Source organism: Mycolicibacterium sp. XJ879 (genome assembly GCF_053483935.1).
In genome coordinates this window covers 74,816-91,987 of sequence record NZ_JBEFTH010000014.1, presented here as the reverse complement: position 1 = coordinate 91,987, position 17,172 = coordinate 74,816, and the positions used below count along the sequence as shown (strand labels likewise).

General features: G+C 64.6%; 14 protein-coding genes. 4 read left to right on the top strand and 10 right to left on the bottom strand.

Annotated features, from left to right (window positions below; genetic code table 11):
* Both ABQF13_RS22910 and ABQF13_RS22905 read right to left on the bottom strand, forming a co-directional pair.
* Positions 1–1,482: condensation domain-containing protein (locus ABQF13_RS22910; RefSeq protein ID WP_448395088.1), on the bottom strand; the 1,482-nt coding region annotated here is incomplete at its 3' end.
* Between the two features lie 17 nt (positions 1,483–1,499).
* Complete coding sequence (locus ABQF13_RS22905) at positions 1,500–1,730, bottom strand: MbtH family protein (protein ID WP_448395087.1); 231 nt, start codon at positions 1,728–1,730, stop codon at positions 1,500–1,502.
* A 959-nt stretch (positions 1,731–2,689) separates the two neighbouring features.
* On the opposite strand from ABQF13_RS22905, the gene ABQF13_RS22900 reads away from it, so the two are divergent.
* Positions 2,690–4,105: a cytochrome P450 gene (locus ABQF13_RS22900; RefSeq protein ID WP_448395086.1), complete on the top strand. Its 1,416-nt coding sequence runs from the start codon at positions 2,690–2,692 to the stop codon at positions 4,103–4,105.
* Positions 4,106–4,162: 57 nt separating this feature from the next.
* Here the strand turns inward: ABQF13_RS22900 and ABQF13_RS22895 are convergent, their stop codons facing one another.
* The 5 genes from ABQF13_RS22895 to ABQF13_RS22875 all read right to left on the bottom strand — a co-directional run bounded on the left by ABQF13_RS22895 (position 4,163) and on the right by ABQF13_RS22875 (position 11,083).
* Entirely contained in the window at positions 4,163–5,431 is a 1,269-nt protein-coding gene (locus tag ABQF13_RS22895; protein WP_448395085.1) for a glycosyltransferase, read from the bottom strand.
* Positions 5,432–5,469: 38 nt separating this feature from the next.
* On the bottom strand, positions 5,470–6,747 hold the full coding sequence (locus ABQF13_RS22890) for a glycosyltransferase (RefSeq protein WP_448395084.1): 1,278 nt from the start codon (positions 6,745–6,747) through the stop codon (positions 5,470–5,472).
* A gap of 221 nt (positions 6,748–6,968) precedes the next feature.
* Entirely contained in the window at positions 6,969–8,369 is a 1,401-nt protein-coding gene (locus ABQF13_RS22885; protein WP_448395095.1) for an MFS transporter, read from the bottom strand.
* A gap of 443 nt (positions 8,370–8,812) precedes the next feature.
* A complete protein-coding gene (locus ABQF13_RS22880; protein ID WP_448395094.1) occupies positions 8,813–9,727 on the bottom strand; it encodes a sulfotransferase family protein in 915 nt (304 codons plus the stop codon).
* Between the two features lie 390 nt (positions 9,728–10,117).
* Positions 10,118–11,083: a sulfotransferase family protein gene (locus ABQF13_RS22875; protein ID WP_448395083.1), complete on the bottom strand. Its 966-nt coding sequence runs from the start codon at positions 11,081–11,083 to the stop codon at positions 10,118–10,120.
* A gap of 203 nt (positions 11,084–11,286) precedes the next feature.
* On the opposite strand from ABQF13_RS22875, the gene ABQF13_RS22870 reads away from it, so the two are divergent.
* Positions 11,287–12,081 (top strand): GAP family protein, encoded by a 795-nt coding sequence (locus ABQF13_RS22870; RefSeq protein WP_448395082.1) that lies wholly within the window; start codon positions 11,287–11,289, stop codon positions 12,079–12,081.
* Positions 12,082–12,110: 29 nt separating this feature from the next.
* Here the strand turns inward: ABQF13_RS22870 and ABQF13_RS22865 are convergent, their stop codons facing one another.
* The 3 genes from ABQF13_RS22865 to ABQF13_RS22855 all read right to left on the bottom strand — a co-directional run bounded on the left by ABQF13_RS22865 (position 12,111) and on the right by ABQF13_RS22855 (position 14,797).
* Positions 12,111–12,872, bottom strand: coding sequence for a class I SAM-dependent methyltransferase (locus tag ABQF13_RS22865; protein ID WP_448395081.1), 762 nt, complete (start codon positions 12,870–12,872; stop codon positions 12,111–12,113).
* A gap of 15 nt (positions 12,873–12,887) precedes the next feature.
* Positions 12,888–13,586, bottom strand: coding sequence for an O-methyltransferase (locus ABQF13_RS22860; protein WP_448395080.1), 699 nt, complete (start codon positions 13,584–13,586; stop codon positions 12,888–12,890).
* A 131-nt stretch (positions 13,587–13,717) separates the two neighbouring features.
* The gene (locus ABQF13_RS22855; protein ID WP_448395079.1) at positions 13,718–14,797 is read right to left on the bottom strand and encodes a CmcI family methyltransferase; all 1,080 of its coding nucleotides are present in this window, start codon (positions 14,795–14,797) and stop codon (positions 13,718–13,720) included.
* Between the two features lie 183 nt (positions 14,798–14,980).
* Here ABQF13_RS22855 and ABQF13_RS22850 point away from each other — a divergent pair, with 183 nt between their 5' ends.
* Positions 14,981–16,237 carry a class I SAM-dependent methyltransferase gene (locus tag ABQF13_RS22850; RefSeq protein ID WP_448395078.1) on the top strand — a complete coding sequence of 419 codons (1,257 nt, stop codon included), beginning with the start codon at positions 14,981–14,983 and terminating at the stop codon, positions 16,235–16,237.
* A gap of 81 nt (positions 16,238–16,318) precedes the next feature.
* Positions 16,319–17,167: a Gfo/Idh/MocA family oxidoreductase gene (locus ABQF13_RS22845; RefSeq protein ID WP_448395077.1), complete on the top strand. Its 849-nt coding sequence runs from the start codon at positions 16,319–16,321 to the stop codon at positions 17,165–17,167.
* The last annotated feature ends 5 nt before the right edge of the window (positions 17,168–17,172 follow it).

Here is a 17,172-nt window from a genome sequence, read left to right as displayed (position 1 = left end):
ATCCGAGGCCGCTTCGAGCTCGCCGTAGGTCAACGACGCCGCACCACAACGCACCGCCACCGCGGTAGGGTCACGGGCCACCTGCTCGGCGAACAACGCCGGAATCGAGGTACCGCCGACGGTCGAATCCAGCGCCGCGCGGTTACCCCACTCATCGAGAAGGGGTTGCTCGGCCCAGTCGTGGACTTCCATCGTCGAAAGCACTCGCGCAGGGTCGGCGGTCATCGACTGCAGCACACATTCGAATCGGTCCGCCAGGTCGCGAGCGTCGCAGTCGGCGAACAGTTCCCCGACACCCGACGTGCTGAGGAATAGCTCTTCATCGTTGCGGATGATGACCAGCCCGAACTGATCCACTAGGCCGGTGTGGGTGACCGTTCCTGACCCCGCGGCGCCGGCAAAGTCGGCAAGCCGCGTGGTCGGGATGAAATTGATAACCGCCCGGTTCGATGACTGGCCTATGCCGTCGAAACGTCCCTTGTTCTCAATAGCGCGGACCGGGAACCGTTGATGCCGTAGCGCTTCTTGTATCTGTTTGTCGACGTGTGCGCAAAAATCGCCGACCGTTGTTTGCGCGGACACTTTTAAAACTAGGGGCACGACGCCCGAAATCATGCCCGGCACCATCAGTGCCTCTGGGCGCACCCGCCTACTCACCGGAAAATCGAGGACGACTTCAGACCCGCCGATTTCGCCGTGCACCAGAAGCGCGCACGCCGCTGCGATCACCGACGCCCGGCGCACCCCCAGCGCGTGCGATAAATCGCGGGCTTTGGCGACGACCGCGGGATCCAACTGGACGGGTGCCGAGGGCTCATATTCGTTGGCTCGGTCGGCGATGTTGGGTACCGGACCGTGCGGCGCCTCGGTTTCCTGTGGAATGTTGTTTGCCCAATAGGCTTGGTCCTCGGCGTAATCGTCGGAGGCCTCGTATTCCAATTCGCAATCAATGAGGCTGCGAAGTGACCCGAAAATAGGAGGCGGAATCGGTTCGCCGACGGCCATTGCAGAATAGACCGAAGCAATTCGATGGCAGACAATGCCCATGCCTATTCCATCGATAACTATGTGGTGGCAGCAGACAAAGAAATAGAACTGCTCGGGCCGTGTCTGGAACAACGCGAATCTGAACAGCGGACCGCTCAGCGGCAGCACAGTGCGTTGGATCGCTGACGCCGTCCGGTACGCGTCGCGGGCAGGGTCCGATGAGTTGGTGAGGTCGTAGTACGCGAGCTCGGTGTCCGGGTAATCCATGACTTGCTGGAAAACCTGGCCCTCTGCCTCGAAAAACGCAGCTCGGAGCGGCTCGGCCTCGCCCACCACATGACGAACTGCCCGCTCCAGCAAATCGTGCTTGATTGGGCCTTCGATTAGCCCAAGCATCCCCAGCTGCCACTTGACACCGGACCGTCCGGTTTCCTGGGCAAGCCAAATATCCAGCTGGCCTCGCGTGAGCGGAAGTGTCCTGTTATCCCTTTCCATCGGACTGCCTCCGCGGCTTAGTTATCAATAGTCCTGCCCTGTGCCAACCTCTCACGCAGACTTTTCGGTCGTATATCGGGCCAGTTTTGTTCTATGTACTCCAAGCAAGAGGGGCGGTCCGCCTCGCCGTATACCACCCGCCACCCTGCTGGAACATCGGCAAAGGACGGCCACAGGCTGTGTTGCTCTTCGTCGTTGACCAACACCAGAAAGGTGCCCTTGTCGTCGTCGAAAGGATTGATGCTCAACAGTTCTCCAGGTCATCTAGTCGACACAAGTGGAACATGTTCTAAATCTATCGGAGGTCAACGGACCCGGTTCGTGGTTTGGAGAAAATCCCGGGTGTTAACTACGTCGCATTATAGTAACGAGCTGCGCGAAGCGAAATGGCCGCGACCCGGCCTCCGAAACAGAAAATCAGCAAGGTCCGCGAAGCTCATGGCGAGCGGCCTTTGAACAGCAGTTCGCGGCGGTTCGCCGGTTGCCGTTCAGCGGCGTTTTCGGCGTCATCGCGGCGTTTTGCTACGCCGCCTACCATGACGTTTGCTCACCTGAGCGTTACGTTCAACGGACTCGATGTCACGTCACGGGGTGCCCGTCCGAGCTCGCTCGGTCGGACCCCAACCGCCTCGGGTTCAAAACGGCGTCCACCCTTCGACATTGGCTCGGCTTCCGCGGTGGCTGATGCCGCGGAAGCACCAATAATAACGTGGCCGTCAGTTGGCGTGCAGGGGGCCTGGCCTCAGCCAGCGAGCCTCGCGCTTCATCGCCGTGCCGGCCGTCGGTGCTTAGCCCGGCGCAGACGTGGCCTGAGCAGTGGGCGAGGTGGAACGGGCCTGCGTTACGCAGCCGGTCAACGATCGCCGGCCCTCGCAGTTCGATGTGGCCGCCACCGCGGTCGACGGGTCCCCGCGATTGTGTATCGTCACGGTGCTCGCACCAATTCTGTTGCCGCCTGGGTTATCTCGCGCCACGATGCGGACTGCCACGTCACTGAACCGACCCGTTTTCGCATCGGCGGGTATGTCTGGCCGCCGGAGCATGTACGTTCGATTCCATACTCGTTATGTTGTAATCACCGTGAGCCTCCTGATCTGCACCACTGGATCCGCTCGCAGCGAGGATCGCCGACGGCAAATCCACGCCAGTTGCAGTTCGAGGTGTTCGGTGGGTCGGCTTTCGAACCGTCTAGTAGCTAGGACCGCAGATGAGCGAAACCACGCAAAGTGTCCTACCCCCTGGCCCTCGGCTTCCCATGCTGGCGCAGTCGGCATTGATGCTGCGGCACGGCTTGGACTACTTCAGCGCATGTCAGCGCCGCTACGGCGATATCTTCACGCTGCGCCAACCGCTGGTGGGCAAGGTGGTCTATGTCGCGGACCCCGCCGCCATCAAAACGGTGTTCGTCGGTGACCCCAGGGTTTTTCATTCCGGCGAAGGACACGAGATTCTGCGCGGGGTGCTCGGTGACAGCTCGTTGTTCGTGATCGACGAGGACGAACACCGCGACCGGCGCCGCCTCATGATGCCTGCGTTCGCGCGCGATGCGGTCGCGCGCCAGACCGATGCGATGATCTCGATCGCTGCCGAGAACATCGCGGGATGGCCGGTGGGCAAGACCTTTCCGGCGGCGCCAAGGACGGCCGAGATCGCGCTCGAGGTGATCCTGCGCACCGTCGTCGGCGCAACGAAGCCGGAGCGGCTGGCCGCACTACGCGAAGTCGTTCCGCGGCTGCTGTATCTGACCCCGTGGGAGACGCTGGCGGTTGCCAAGCCGAAGCTGCAGGGTTGGCGACCGTGGCGAGCGTTGCGCCAACGGTTCGCGGAAGTCGATGAGCTGCTTTACGCCGAGATCGCCGACCGCCGCGCCGATCCCGACCTGGCCGAACGCACCGACTCACTCGCCATACTGGTCCGCGCCGCCGACGAAGACGGCGGCACGATGGACGACCGCGAACTGCGCGACCAGCTTCTGACGCTGATCCTGGCCGGGCACGAAACGACCGCGACGTCGCTGGCTTGGGCACTGGAGCGGCTCGTTCGTCACCCCGACGCGTTGGCCAAGGCAGTGCGCGCCGCAGACGCGAGCGCCGCCGGCGATCCGGCCGGCGACGAATACCTCGACGCCGTGGTGAAAGAGACGCTGCGGATCCGCCCGGTGATATTCAGTACCGCCCGGGTGCTGACCGAACCGACCGAGGTGGGCGGATACCGACTGCCGGCGGGCACAACGGTCGACGTGTCGATCGGGTTGGTGCATGCGAGCGCCGAACTGTATCCCGATCCGCAGCGGTTCGACCCGGACCGGATGCTGGGCGCCTCGCTGAGCCCGACCACCTATCTGCCGTTCGGCGGCGGAAATCGCCGCTGCCTGGGAGCCACGTTCGCGATGGTCGAGACGCACGTCGTGCTGCGGGAGATCCTGCGCCGGGTCGAACTGTGCACCACCACCGATCCCGACGAGAAGCAGAAGTTGAAGCACGTCACCTTCGTGCCACACCGCGGCGCGCGCATCAAGGTCCGCGCGGTCAGGGACATCGCATCGGGTTCGCAAGGAACATCGGCATCGGGGTGCCCGGTCGCTACCGAAGACACCTATTCGAGCAACTCGGGATCGAAGTAGGCGCCCGGCCCTGCCTAAGCCCGTTGTGCGATAACGTTTGCCCACCCCAACCGTGCGTCAGCGCGGGCGTCCTCGAGTAGCGAGCTTCTCCACCAGGTCGGCTGCGGTGGCGACGCTTTCGGCCGGCTTGGTCATCAGAGCGGCGACTTCGCGGGCCCTTGTTCCATATTGCGGCTCAAGGATCATGCGCAGATCTGAGACCAACGTTTTCTCGTCGGTCGCCGAAAAGCGTCGAGCAGTGCCCACTTTGAGTCGCTTGATCCGAGTCCCCCACAGCGTTTGATCGAGATCCGTCGAGAGGATCAACGTGGGTACCCCGGCGCGCAGACCCGCTGCGGTGGTGCCCGTGCCGCCGTGGTGTACGACCGCGCGGCAGGCCGGAAACGCGGCCGAGTAGTTCATTGCGGTAACGACTTTGACGTGGTCGGCTTCGGGAACCCTGCAGAATTCAGTTCCGGCCGAACAAACCAGGGCCCGCTCGCCCAACTGGGCGCACGCCGCGGTGATCATCTCGAGCGTCTCGGTGCCGGATTCGACCGGCAAGCTGCCGAAGCCGAAGAAGATCGGCGGTGCGCCCGCGGCGATCCACGATGCGACCTCGTCGTCGGCGTCGGCGGGCAGGTCCAATGTCAGGGCGCCGACGAAGGGACGCTGGTCCGTCCATTGCGCCCATTCTTCGGCCAGCCCCGCGAAGCAAACCTCGTCGTAGGCCTGGATTTCCAGGCAACCGCGTCCGGTGAGCCGCCACGGCGAAGGTGCGGTGGCCTTCGGGAGGCCCAGTTCACTGCGCTGTACGCCTTCGACCTTCTTGGCCTTGCGCCACGCCAACCACTCGCCCGCTTTCATTGCCGAACGACCCAGCGGCGCAGGCAGAAACGGGACGAATTGGCCGTTGGCCCGCAGCGGGAAGAAGTGCAGTGTGGCCAACGGGATGTCGTAGAACTCGGCGACGTTGCCTGCGGCGTCTTCGAAGTTGACCCCGGTGAACAACAGGTCGGCGCCCTCGGCCAGCGATGTCAGCGTCGCAATGATGTCCTTCCAGCACTGCAGAAAAGGCTCCACGACTTCGCGTCGACGCTTGACCAGGTCCCGCACCTTCCAGAAGTTGCGGAAGAAGTGCGTCCAGAAGTTTCGGTGCGCGTCCAAAACGGCCTGCAGATCAGGTCCGTAGGCCACGGCGGTAGGACCCGCCGCCTCGGCAAAACCGATCAGGTCGGGCGGGACGGCCATCTGCACGTCGTGCCCGCGGCGTAGCAGTTCGCGGCCGACGGCGACCATCGGTTCGATGTCACCGCGGCTTCCATACGTTGCCAGCACAAACTTCATCGAAAGATCTGACCGCTCATCGGGTTCGGCAGGCTGGCTCAGGCGACATGGACGCGGGCGAACGCTTCCAGCGCATCGGCGGCGGCCGCGACGCTTTCGGCGGGTTGCATCATCTTGGCACCGATTTCGCGGGCCCGGGCAACACATTCGGGTGCAAGGATCGTGCGCAGGTCTGCGACCAACGACTTCTCGGTGGTGGCCGACAACCGCCGAGCCGTTCCCGCTTTGAGCTTCTTGACCCGCGCTCCCCACAACGTCTGGTCGAGGTCCGTGGAAAGCACCAACGTGGGTACCCCGGCGCGCAGGCTCGCGGCCGTAGTGCCCGCCCCGCCGTGGTGCACCACCGCGCGGCAGGCGGGAAAGGCCGCTGAGTAGTTCATGGTGTCGACCACCTTGACGTTGTCGAATTCGGGGACGTGGCTGAAATCGCTCGACCCGGCGCACACCAACGCGCGTTCACCCAACTGCGCGCACGCCCCGCTGATCATGGCGAGCGTGTCGGCGGCAGAGTCCACCGGCATGCTACCGAAGCCAAAGCAAATCGGCGGCGCCCCAGCGGCGATCCATGAGGCGACCTCGTCGTCGGCGTTACCCGGAAGCCCCATCGTCAGCGCGCCGACGAAGGGTCGCCGGCCATCCCATTCCGCCCATTCCTCCGCCAACCCCGGAAAGCACACCGGGTCGTAGGCTTGGATTTCCAACGATCCACGTTCGGCGATGCGCCACGGCGAGGGGCTGGTGGCCTTCGGCAGCCCCAGTTCACGACGCTGCTGATCGTCGAGTTTCTTCATCAGGGGCCAGCCCAGCCACTCCGACGCCCGCATCACCGACCGGCCCGCCCGAGCGGGCAGCCCCGGTACCAGTTGGCCGTTCGCTCGGATCGGAAATACGTGCAGGGTGGCCAATGGAATGCCGTAATGCTCTGCGACGTTGCCCGCGGCCTCCTCGCCGAGCACGCCGGTGAACAACAGGTCGGCGTCCTTGGCATGCGCCGTCAGCGTCGTGCTGACGTCATCCCAGCACTGGGCCAGCAACCGCCAGTCCTCCCGCAGCAGATCTTTGAGATCCCCGATGCGCCAGAAGTTCCGCCAGAACTTGCGCAGAAACCGGGCCCAGAAGTCCCGGTTCACGTCCTGCCATACCCGCACATCGGGCCCACAGGGCACCGCTGCGGGCCCGGCGGCCGCGGCGAAGTCGACCAGGTCGGGTGAAACGGCCATGCACACGTCGTGTCCACGGCGCACCAGCTCGCGGCCCACGGCGACGCCGGGCTCGACATCACCACGCGTCCCGTAGAACGACAACACAAACTTCATCGCGGATTCCAACCTTTGCTTCCCGTGCGGTCCGCTCCGATGAGCACGAAAGCCCGCGCCCCAACCCAGCCGCCCGGCAGCATAACCCGATACCGGCGGTATTGACTGGGAATCGAGAGTATTGGCAAACGTCCGACCGCACCGACGGACAGCTTTCCCGCCGCAGATCGGACTCTGTTGCGCGAGTTCAGCTTCCGTACGGTCGGCCGACCCGCGCTTGCCTAGACATCCTCGCTGTCGGCCGTCTTCCTGGCCTCTTGCACCCGCGCCACATCCTGCGCGGTGTAACCGATGCACAGCGCCGCCACCGCGAGCAGCACGACCGCCCCGACCAACCACAGCAGGCCGTAGGTCAGACCCTGGTCCAACGCGTTCAACTGCACCTCGTTCATGAACTCCGGCGGTCCGCTGATGCCGCCCAGTGCCAGTGTGCGCAGCGTGACCGCGGCCTGAACGACGACCAACACCAACGGTCCGCCGAGGGTCTGCAACATCAGTGCCACCGCTGATGCCGGCCCGATCCGGTCGAAGCCGACACTGGCCACCAGCGACAGCGTGAGCGGGACGTTGATCAGGCCGATGCCGATCCCGCCGAGCACGATCGGGACCAGAAGGTTGGGGAAGTACGGGACGTCGCCGCCCAGCGTCGAACCGTACAGCAGCGCGGCCGCCACAAGGCTGGCGCCAGTAGTCACCACCGCTCGCGGCGGGAACCACGAGACGAGCCGCGACGCCGCCACCACCCCCACGGTCGTCGCGGCAGCGAACGGGATGAAGGCGATCCCCGCGCGCAGCGGGCTGTAGCCCATGATGGTTTGCACATACAGCGAGACCAGCACAGCCAGCGTCAAACTCACCCCGCCGACCAAGAACATGGCGCCGTAAATGGCCAGCCGGTTGCGCTCGGAGAACAGGCTGAACGGCAGGATCGGGTTGTCGGCCGTGCGCTCCACCAACAGAAACGCCACGAAGGCCACCAGCGCCACGACACCGGAGCCGATTGTGATGGCCGAACCCCAACCCTGCTCGGGTCCGATCGAGACGCCGAACACCGCAGCGGTGCTGGCCAACGTGCCGAGCACGGCGCCCTTGGCGTCGAGCTTCATCCGCTCCGTCTGCGTTTCCCGCAGCGTGGTGATGGCCAGGTAGATCACCAACGCTCCGATCGGCACGTTCACCAAGAACGCCAGCCGCCACGACACCTCGGTGAGCGCGGGACCGACCACCAGCCCGACCACCGCACCGACACCGCTCATCGCGCCGAACACCCCCGCTGCCGCGTTGCGCACGGGCCCCTTCGGGAACGTCGTGACGATCAGCGACATCGCCGTCGGCGCCACGATGGCCGCCGCCGCGCCGTGCAGGAACCTCGCTGCCACGAGGACCGGTCCGTCCCAGGCGAGCCCGCACAACGCCGAGGCGAGGGTGAACAAGGCGATCCCGAAGATGAAGATGCGTTTACGGCCGAAGGTGTCGCCCAGGCGGCCGCCGAGCAGCATCAGGCCGCCGAAGGCCACCACGTAGGCGGTGATCACCCAGCTGCGCCCGGCGTTCGACAAGCCCAACTCGTCCTGGATCTGCGGAAGCGCATAAACCGCGACAGGGCCGTCCATGAACGCCATCAGCAGCACGCCGCCGATCGCGATGACCACACCAACGAACTGGCGAGACCACAGCGAAGTCGAAGGACCCGTAGGTTGCACCGGGGTCCGTTCGACGGGCGCCGGGGTCGCGCTCTCGGCGCTCTTAGTCACCGGCTGACCGTATCAGTCCACGCAAAGACACAAATTGAGAAACTCCCATTCCGGTTCGTCACGACGTGTCCGGTCGCCGTCGGCCGCCTCAGGCGCCGGTCGCATGTGGGCGACGCCGCGCTGGCGCGGGTCCGGCGTCGGCCATCTACGCCAAAGGTCGGTCGCTCCACGGCAGTTCGAGACTGCGACGTGGTCCTCGCGCACCGCTGGAGCTGGTTAAGGCGCGCGCTGTCGCCCACGCACTTCTGCGCAGGCCCGAACGGATAGCGGCGTGGTGGGGCCAGCCTTCGTTCCGCCACCCCGCGGCGTGGCTAAGCCCAAGTCCCGCGGCGCCGGTGTGCGAGCGCAACGATCTCGTGGCGTAGCTTCAGCAGCGACGGCCGGATGACCCGGTTGATCTTGTACAGGCGTTGATAGGTCTCGAACGCCGCCCGAAAACCCTGTTCGCTCGCCCGATACCCGTCGAACACGCGATCCAGCGTCGCCTGGTCGACCGGCTCGTCCCGGGCGGCCGCGCGCAGCGTCTCGTCGACCACCGAAAACCAGTTTGTGCCGAATGGCTCTTCCACTGGGCCGGTGCGTGACTGGCGGTGAAGGTCCGGCGTGAGGAAATCGTCGATTGCGCCCTCATCCCGGTTGGTGAACTCGACGCCCAGCGCCACCGAGATCCGCTTCACTTCTTGGCGCCAGTCGTCGAGGAGGTTGGCGTAGTCGACGAACACGCGCGGCAGGTCGCGCGTGACCCGCTCGGACAGCAGCGAGTACTTCAGCCAGACCGGGCTGCCGAGTTCCGTCGGGATGTGGAAGGCCGCCGCACCCGACGGGATGGATTCCTGCGGGCGCCGCACCGCGATGACGACCGCGATGTCGAACCCGGCCTGCCGCGCCGCCTCGAACCACAAGTCGGACAGCAGCGTGACATGCCCGTCCTTGATGACCACCACCGGCGCGGTCGGCAGGGTGGCGAAAAACTTCCCGATTTCGGCTATGCAGGCGGCCTTCTCTTCGGCGTCGAACGCACCGTCCTCCTGTAAGCGCAACGAAGGGTCGAACGCGGTGCTGTTGTGGCGGCGCACGATTTTGTTGTTGAGGTGGATGGACTCCCGTGGTTCCCAGTAGCCGCGCTGGTTGTTGCGGTCCGCGCCGGCCATCTTGGCCGGCAGCGCAGCGCCGCACAACGAGAGAACCCGGGTCAGCGCCGACGTGCCAGACCGGGGCGCACCCATGACGAACAGAACAACCGGGCGCGCCGGCGCGCCGCTCTTTCCCGCGTGGGTCACGAAGGCAACCTCGCGCTCCGTGCCGTGGGCAACGCAGGAGCGCCGCGCCCCGCCATAAAATCCTCCAACGTGATTCGGCTTTGGGTCATAGGGGCAGAATAGATGGGGCTCGGCGCTATTGTCGCGATTCTCGATGCCAAGAGGTCTCCGGGCGCGTTCGCCGGTCGACAGTTGGGCCCGCCAGCTACCGGTAATCCGCCCGCCGGGGGCAGATGCCCACCCGAGAGGTGCTCGTGCGCAGTGGGTTTCGGTGCGGCGACGGCGACAGGCCCTTCGGTCACGCCGAGTCGGCAGCACTCCCTGCTCGAGTTGTGTTGGTCGAGAGGGACTCTGGGTTCAGGCCCAGGTCCCCCGGCGCCGGTTGGCGATCGCGCGGACCTCGTAAATCATCTTCATGACGGACGGCCGAAAGTAGCGGTTGACCTTCTCGATCCGCTGGTAGCCGTCGAACACCGCCCGGAAATCGCGTTCGTTGACCCGGTACGCGTCGAAAATGCGGTCCAGCGACGACTGGTCCCACGGTTCGTCGCGCGCGGCGGCGCGCAACAACTCGTAGGTCGCCGAGATCCAGTCCGCACCGAACAGGTCCGCCACCGGGCCTTGGTGGCGCTCGTGGCGAAGACCCGGTTTGAGAAACTCCTCGATGGCGTCCTCATCGCGGGTCTCCAGGTTGATCCCGAGCGCCGATGAAACCCGCTTCATTTCCCGGCGCCAGTCTTCGAGAAGGTTGACGTACTCGACGAACACGCGAGGCACGTCGCGGGTGTGCGCCTCGGTCAGCAGGTTGACCTTCAACCACAAGGCGCTCGAGAGTTCCGCGGGAACTTCGCTGCGCTGTGCCACCGACGCGACCACCTCCTGCGGGTGCCGCACCGCGTTCACGGCCACGATGTCGAATCCAGCCCGGCGCGCGGCCTCGAACCACATACCGGTCAGCAGCGATATCCGCGGATCCTTGATCACCACGAACGGCGCGTCGGGCAAGTTGGCTAGAAACGCCCGGATCTCTTCGACACAGGCGGCCTCGGCTGCCGCGTCGAGCGCACCTCCTTCCTGCGCGCGCATCGTCGGATCGAACCCGCTGCTGCCCATGCGGCGCAGAATCTTTTCGTTGATCACGTTGGCTGCGCGCGGCTCCCAATGGCCAAGCGGATTGTCGGGCATGGCGCCGACGAGGGCCGACGGCAGCGCACCGCCACACAGCGACAGAACCCGAGCCAGTGCCGACGTCCCGGACCGGGCCACGCCTAGCACGAACACCAGAACCGGGCGTGCACCAGCGCCGCCTGCGGCGACCGTCACGGCCGCATCCCCGCCCCGAACGCTGCGCACAGCACACGAACGCCGTGCTCCATCACAAGGTCCTCCAGGGTAAGCCGGCCTGGCACAGACGAGACGTCAGATCGAAAACAGTGTCCAGGTTGTCGGTTGCTGCGCGACATTGAATCATGAGTTCTTCGCCCATGTGACGTCATGGGGTCTATCGGTCGGTAGTGTTTCGGCCCGTGTGGGGTCCCTTGCTGGCGTTGGCCTTTATGTTCGCGGTCAACCCGGTGCTCCTCGCGGTCATCGTGCTGATGATCTCGCGGCCGCGGCCGGTGCAGAATCTGCTGGCTTACTGGCTGGGCAGCATGATCGTGAACTTTCTCGGCTTGCTGGTCCCACTGCTGGTGCTGCACTACACCCCGGCGTTGTCCACCTTCTCCAAGGACATGGCCGCGCCGGGGCAGAGTGCTACCGGCCGGTTCATACAGTTCGGCATGGGTCTCCTCATGCTTTCGGTCGCCGCGTATCTGGTGGTGCGCTCGATACGTGAGCGGGCGCGGGTGCCCGCACCGGCCGGCGACGTTCCCGCGCTGGCGCCCGATCAGGAATCCGCCGCGCCGCACGCCGTGACATCGCCGTTCGGTACTGCACAAGACGGGCCGGCAGAGGGCGGCTCGGTATTCCGGCGGTTGCTTCGCCGACTCCAAAACGCGTGGGACAGCGGGGCCTTGTGGGTGGCATTCGTGTTCGGCCTGGGCGGGCTTCCACCGCCCATGTTGGTCTTCATCGTGGTCACGTCCATCGTGTCCTCGGGCGCCTCGGTTGGCGCGCAGTTCATCGCTGTCCTCGTGTTCGTCGTCGCGATGTTCGCGGTTGTTGAGATGACCCTCATCAGCTATCTGGTCGCGCCTGCGAAAACCCTTGCGCTACTGCGTCCGCTGCACAACTGGGCGCTGAGGCACCGAAGGCAGGTCCTGATAACGATCTTCACCGTGGTCGGGCTGATTTCCGTGGTCAACGGCATCCTCGCCTGAGCTGCCCATCGATCAGCCCGGGTGCCGCGTCACCGGGCGCGACGGGCCACTGCCACCGTCGGGCCGAGGCCGCGCCGAGACCGGAACTCGACGGTGATCGCCGGGTCGGCATGATGAGCGATGGCCCGCAGCGCCGACGGGCTGTAGGCGCGAAGCGAGCTGATGAAGCCGTCGTGCTGCAACGGTGACAGCCTGGTGAGCGGCAGCACCACCGCCAACAACATCAGATGTAGCGGCGCCGGTGGCCGGGGCAGGTCGACGATCAACAACTGCTTTGCCGCCCTGGTCCCTTCCGCGAACACTCGCGCCGCGAGTTCAGGCGGCAAGTGGTGCAACGACAGAGCGAACACCGCCAGGTCGTAATAGCCGTCCGGGGCGTCAATCGCGGTCGCGTCCATTTCGCGGACGGTGGCGCGTGGGTGGCTGCCGAGGTCACTTTCGACGACGCCTGCCACGAACGCCGGGTCGATATCGGTGACCGTCACCTGAACGGTGGGGTGGTTCGCCAGCAGCTTGCTCGACAGCCCGCCGAGTCCGGCCCCGAGCTCCAGAATCTTCGGAGAAGGCACGTCGGCGACTTCGCGCAGCGCCATGCGGGCGCACTTCCCGTGTATACCGATCCACCGTCGCCTCCCGGCGCGGTCGAGTGCGCTCATGACCTTGCGCTTGAGGTGGTCGACGTCGTCGCGGTCGAGGTATTCCAGCCGGTCGGTCTGCAGGCGCCGGTCCAGCCACGAAGCATCCGGCCCGCCTCGGGGCATGCTCACAATGTCGCGGGCGCCGCTATCCATATCGAACATCATGGATCATCGCTTCGGCGCCCGGCGGACCACGAGAACGTGACCGTCTCGGAACCTGGCCGGGCTGGTTGCCAGCTGGTAATGACCGTGCAAGACGTCGACGAATGCCCGGAGTAGACCGGTGAGCGTAAAGCTGTTGTAGATCGTCCAATAATCGCAGTGAACGTCTTCGACGATGTATACACCGTGGTTCGTCAACGCTATTTCGAAAAGGCTCCGGAAGTTTTCGGTCATCGGGTGACACGCTTGACTTCCCACGTCGAGGATGACGTCGAAGGGACCGAATTCTTCGGCGACGTCTCGGAGTAAAGAATGGCTCTGCCCGCCGCCGATGCGGACCCGAATGCCTTCTGAATCCGCGATCTTTACCAACTTCGAGTCGACGTCGACACCGATGATCAGCGAATCGGGGTGCAGATATTCCTGCCACATCTGTAGCGAGTCCCCGTAGAAACTGCCGACCTCCAGCATCCGAATCGGCCTGGTTCGATCGACCACGGACTCGTAGATCGGCAAGTGATCCGGCACGTTGTGGACTCGCGGAGTCCGGTCGACCACCTCACCCATCTCCCGGTGGAGTCGGGTGTCCACCGCCGAGCATGTGGTCGTCGAAGCGATATCTGCCGCCATCGTTTTCAGCATTCGGTCTCGACCCCGATAGCGATTGCGTCGAGCGACTGGGGAAAACTTCAGTACGACGTTCACGTTCAAACCCTGTCAGCAGGTCGACTTCGGTTTCTGCACCATTCCGGACCGGCGTGCACTCGGCGATGACGATGTTCGCACATCGACGCGATTATTGCCGAGGTACCCGGCGACAGAAACTCGAACGTGTCTCAGCGCACCCGGCGCAGAAACCCGTCAGGCGCGACGGTGATCTGCAGCTTCTGCGGGATCTGCTGGTCGATTTCGAACTCCGAATGCGACTTGAGAAATTCCCACACCGCCGTCTTGGGGTTGTTGCCCTCACCCCACGGCCGGTCGGGGAACATGTCGGGCATGTCGTCGACCACGGTGTCGAACACCACGCAGTAGCTCTGCGGTGTCACCAGCGGTGCGTATGCCGAAAGTTCTGCGAGGACGTGGTCGTGGGTGTGGTTGCTGTCGAGGCAGACGAGCGTAGTGCCGCGGCCGGCTGCTGCATCGTGCACCTGGCGAACGGTCGCCGGGTCGACACTCGACCCTTCGATCATCGTGATGTACCGGGACAGCGGGTGGTTTTCGATCGCGCTGCGGTTGTGGGCGCGTATTTCGATATCGACCCCGATGACCTGCCGGCTCGGGGTACGCGGATCGAACGCTGTGTCGTTGGCGATCGCCTCACACAAGTCGATCAACGCCAGCATGGAAGCGCTGAGGACCAGCGAACCGCCATGCGCGATCCCTGTCTCAACGATCACGTTGGGTTTGACCGACCACATCAATTCCTGCAGGCAGACGATGTCCTGCGGATATTGGATGATCGGCCGGCCGAGCCACTCGAAGTTGTACGAGTACCGGTTCGTGAGGCTTCGCCTGAGCCATTTGGAGGTCAGATCCGCCAGCTCGGAGTCTTCGACCAGCGCTCGCACGTTCTCGACCACCCGCTGCCGGTGGTCGGTCAGCCCCGAGAACCATTCGGCTGCACTCCAACTCGTTGCGTCTGTTCCCGGCAACACCTCGAGCTCGGTGCTGTGCGACGGCGGGTACAGCAGCGCGATCGGTGCCGTATCCAGTGCCTTGGCCAGGACGGCCAACTCAGCGGTGCTCACGAAGGTGCGTTGGTGACCCTCGAGCTCCGAGATCGTGGTATGCGCGACCCGGTATCCCAGCGCCTCCGTTCGATCTGATAGCCACTGCTCTGTGCGCGGCTCCCGCAGCCGCCTGATTTCATCCCCGATTCGCGCCGCCTGTTCGGCGGCCCAGTCTTTCGCCACACCGTCACAATGGTCGACCAGCGGCGGAATTTCGACCGTATGGGTCAAGCCCCGGGAGAACTTAATAGAATCGCGACAAATTATGGCGCCATCGAAAGAGGCCCGGAAACCACGCAGATGGTGGAGGTCATAGGTTGGACAGATTCCTCAGCCCTGCCCACGACGGCCCGACGGATCGGTGATATGACCACCACTTCGACTACCGCCGACAACGCTCTGACCAAGATCACGCGCTGTGAGGTCTGCGGCGGCGAGGAGTTGCTGCCGGTGCTCGACCTCGGCAGGCACCCGCTGTGCGACGACCTCGTCAGGATCGGTGATCCTCGCCAATGCCGGGAATACCCAATCGATATCGTCTTCTGTCCGACGTGCATCACCGCCCATCAGCGCTACCAGGTGCCCAAGGAAGATCTGTTTCCGGTTGACTACCACTACCGCTCGCGCTTCACCGCGGACGTGCTGTCTGGGATGCGCAGCCTGGTGGGGACATGCGTCGAACGGGTCGGGCCCTTATCCGACAAGCTCGTGCTCGACGTCGGTTGCAACGACGGCAGTTTGCTCGATTTCTTCAGGGAAGCCGGGGCGAGGACCGCCGGTATCGAGCCGACCGGCGCCGGCGGTGACGCGGCCGCGAAGGGCCATTTCGTCGTCCAGGACTATCTCAGCGCGGCGACAGCCACCGCGATACGCGATCGTGTCGGCCTGCCGGATCTGATCACGTTCACCAACGTGTTCGCTCATATCGAGGACTTGTCCGGTGTGCTCGCCGCGCTCAAACTTCTGCTGGCACCGCAGACGACGATCGTCATCGAGAACCATTACCTGGGCGCGGTCCTGGATCGGCATCAGTTCGACACGTTCTATCACGAGCATCCCAGAACGTATTCGTACCGGTCGTTCGACTTCATCGCGAAATCACTTGGGCTCGACATCGTCCACGTCGAGTTTCCCGCCCGCTACGGCGGAAACATCCGGGTCACGCTCGGACGCGGCGCGCGCAACGGCACCGGAACCGAAGCCGAAAGCGTTGCGCGCGAACGAAATTTCTTGCAGGACTTCGGTCGACTCACCCGCGATGTGGAGTTGTGGAGGGAGCGTAAGGGCCGCGAGATCAGGAAGATCGTCGCGCAGCACGGTCCGATCCGCGCCAAGGCGTTCCCTGGTCGGGCGGCGATCCTCGTGAAACTGCTCGGGTTGACCGCCGACGAGATCGTCGCAGTACACGAGAAACCGGGTTCGATAAAGATCGGACATTACGTGCCGGGCACCAGGATCCCCATCGTGGCAGACGACGAGTTGTTTGCGCAGGGACATCAGGCCGCACCCCTGCTGAACCTGGCCTGGCATATCTCCACCGAGATCCGTCGGTATCTCGCCGAACACCATTACCAGGGCCCGGTTTTCGACATCCTGGCGGCCGACGACTTCAAAGATGCGTGAGCGGTGTTCACGGTCCTGGGTTCCGGGTTCGGTATCTACGGATATCTGCCGGCTCTGATCGAGGCGGGCTACGACGTTGCGTTGCCGGACCGGTACCGGCCCGCGCTCGGTGGCCGGCCCGAACTCTCCCACTACATCGACGAGGTGCTCTGGTGCGGCGATGTCGAGACGGCCTTGGGCCGATCGAGCGGAGCGGTCATCGCGCTGCGCCCACAAGATCAGGCACGGTGGATACCTCGCCTGACCCAAATGCCTGGCATTTCACGGCTGATCCTCGAGAAGCCGGTGGCGCCAACCCCCGAGTCGGCCGCTTCCTTGCTGGCGGCAGTCGAGGATTCGGGCAAGCAGTACCGGGTGGGCTACACGTTCCGCTTCACCCCGTGGGCGGACAAGCTCAGATCAACGCTGGCTGAACCGGCCGAAAGCGTCGCCGTCGATTGGACTTTCCTCGCCCACCACTACCGCGCCGGCATCGAGAACTGGAAAAGGTTCAGTTCGACCGGCGGTGGCGCGGTACGGTTCTACGGCATTCACGCGATCGCCCTGTTTTCGGAGTTGGGCTACGACGATGTGTCGACGTCGACCATCTCGGGTCCTTCAGCGGACGAGGCGCAGCGCTGGCGGGCGACGTTCACCGGACCCGGTCTCGCCCCCTGTGAACTCAGAATCGACAGCCGGGAAACGACCGCAACCTTTCGCATCTGCGTGTGCAAGAACGGCCAGGCGCCGGCGACGCTGGTACACCAGCCCGGCCCTTTTGGTTCGGTCGATCCGGATGCAGTGGACGGGCAGGATGCGCGCGTCGGTGTGCTCCGGCAACTATGTGATTCGTTCTCGGACGTCGACGACGGTCACGCAGAACGGCAGAAGGCGATCGTGGCTCTCTGGCGCGTCGTGGAGACCAAGTCCGGGCGCGAAGAGACCTTCTGATCGCC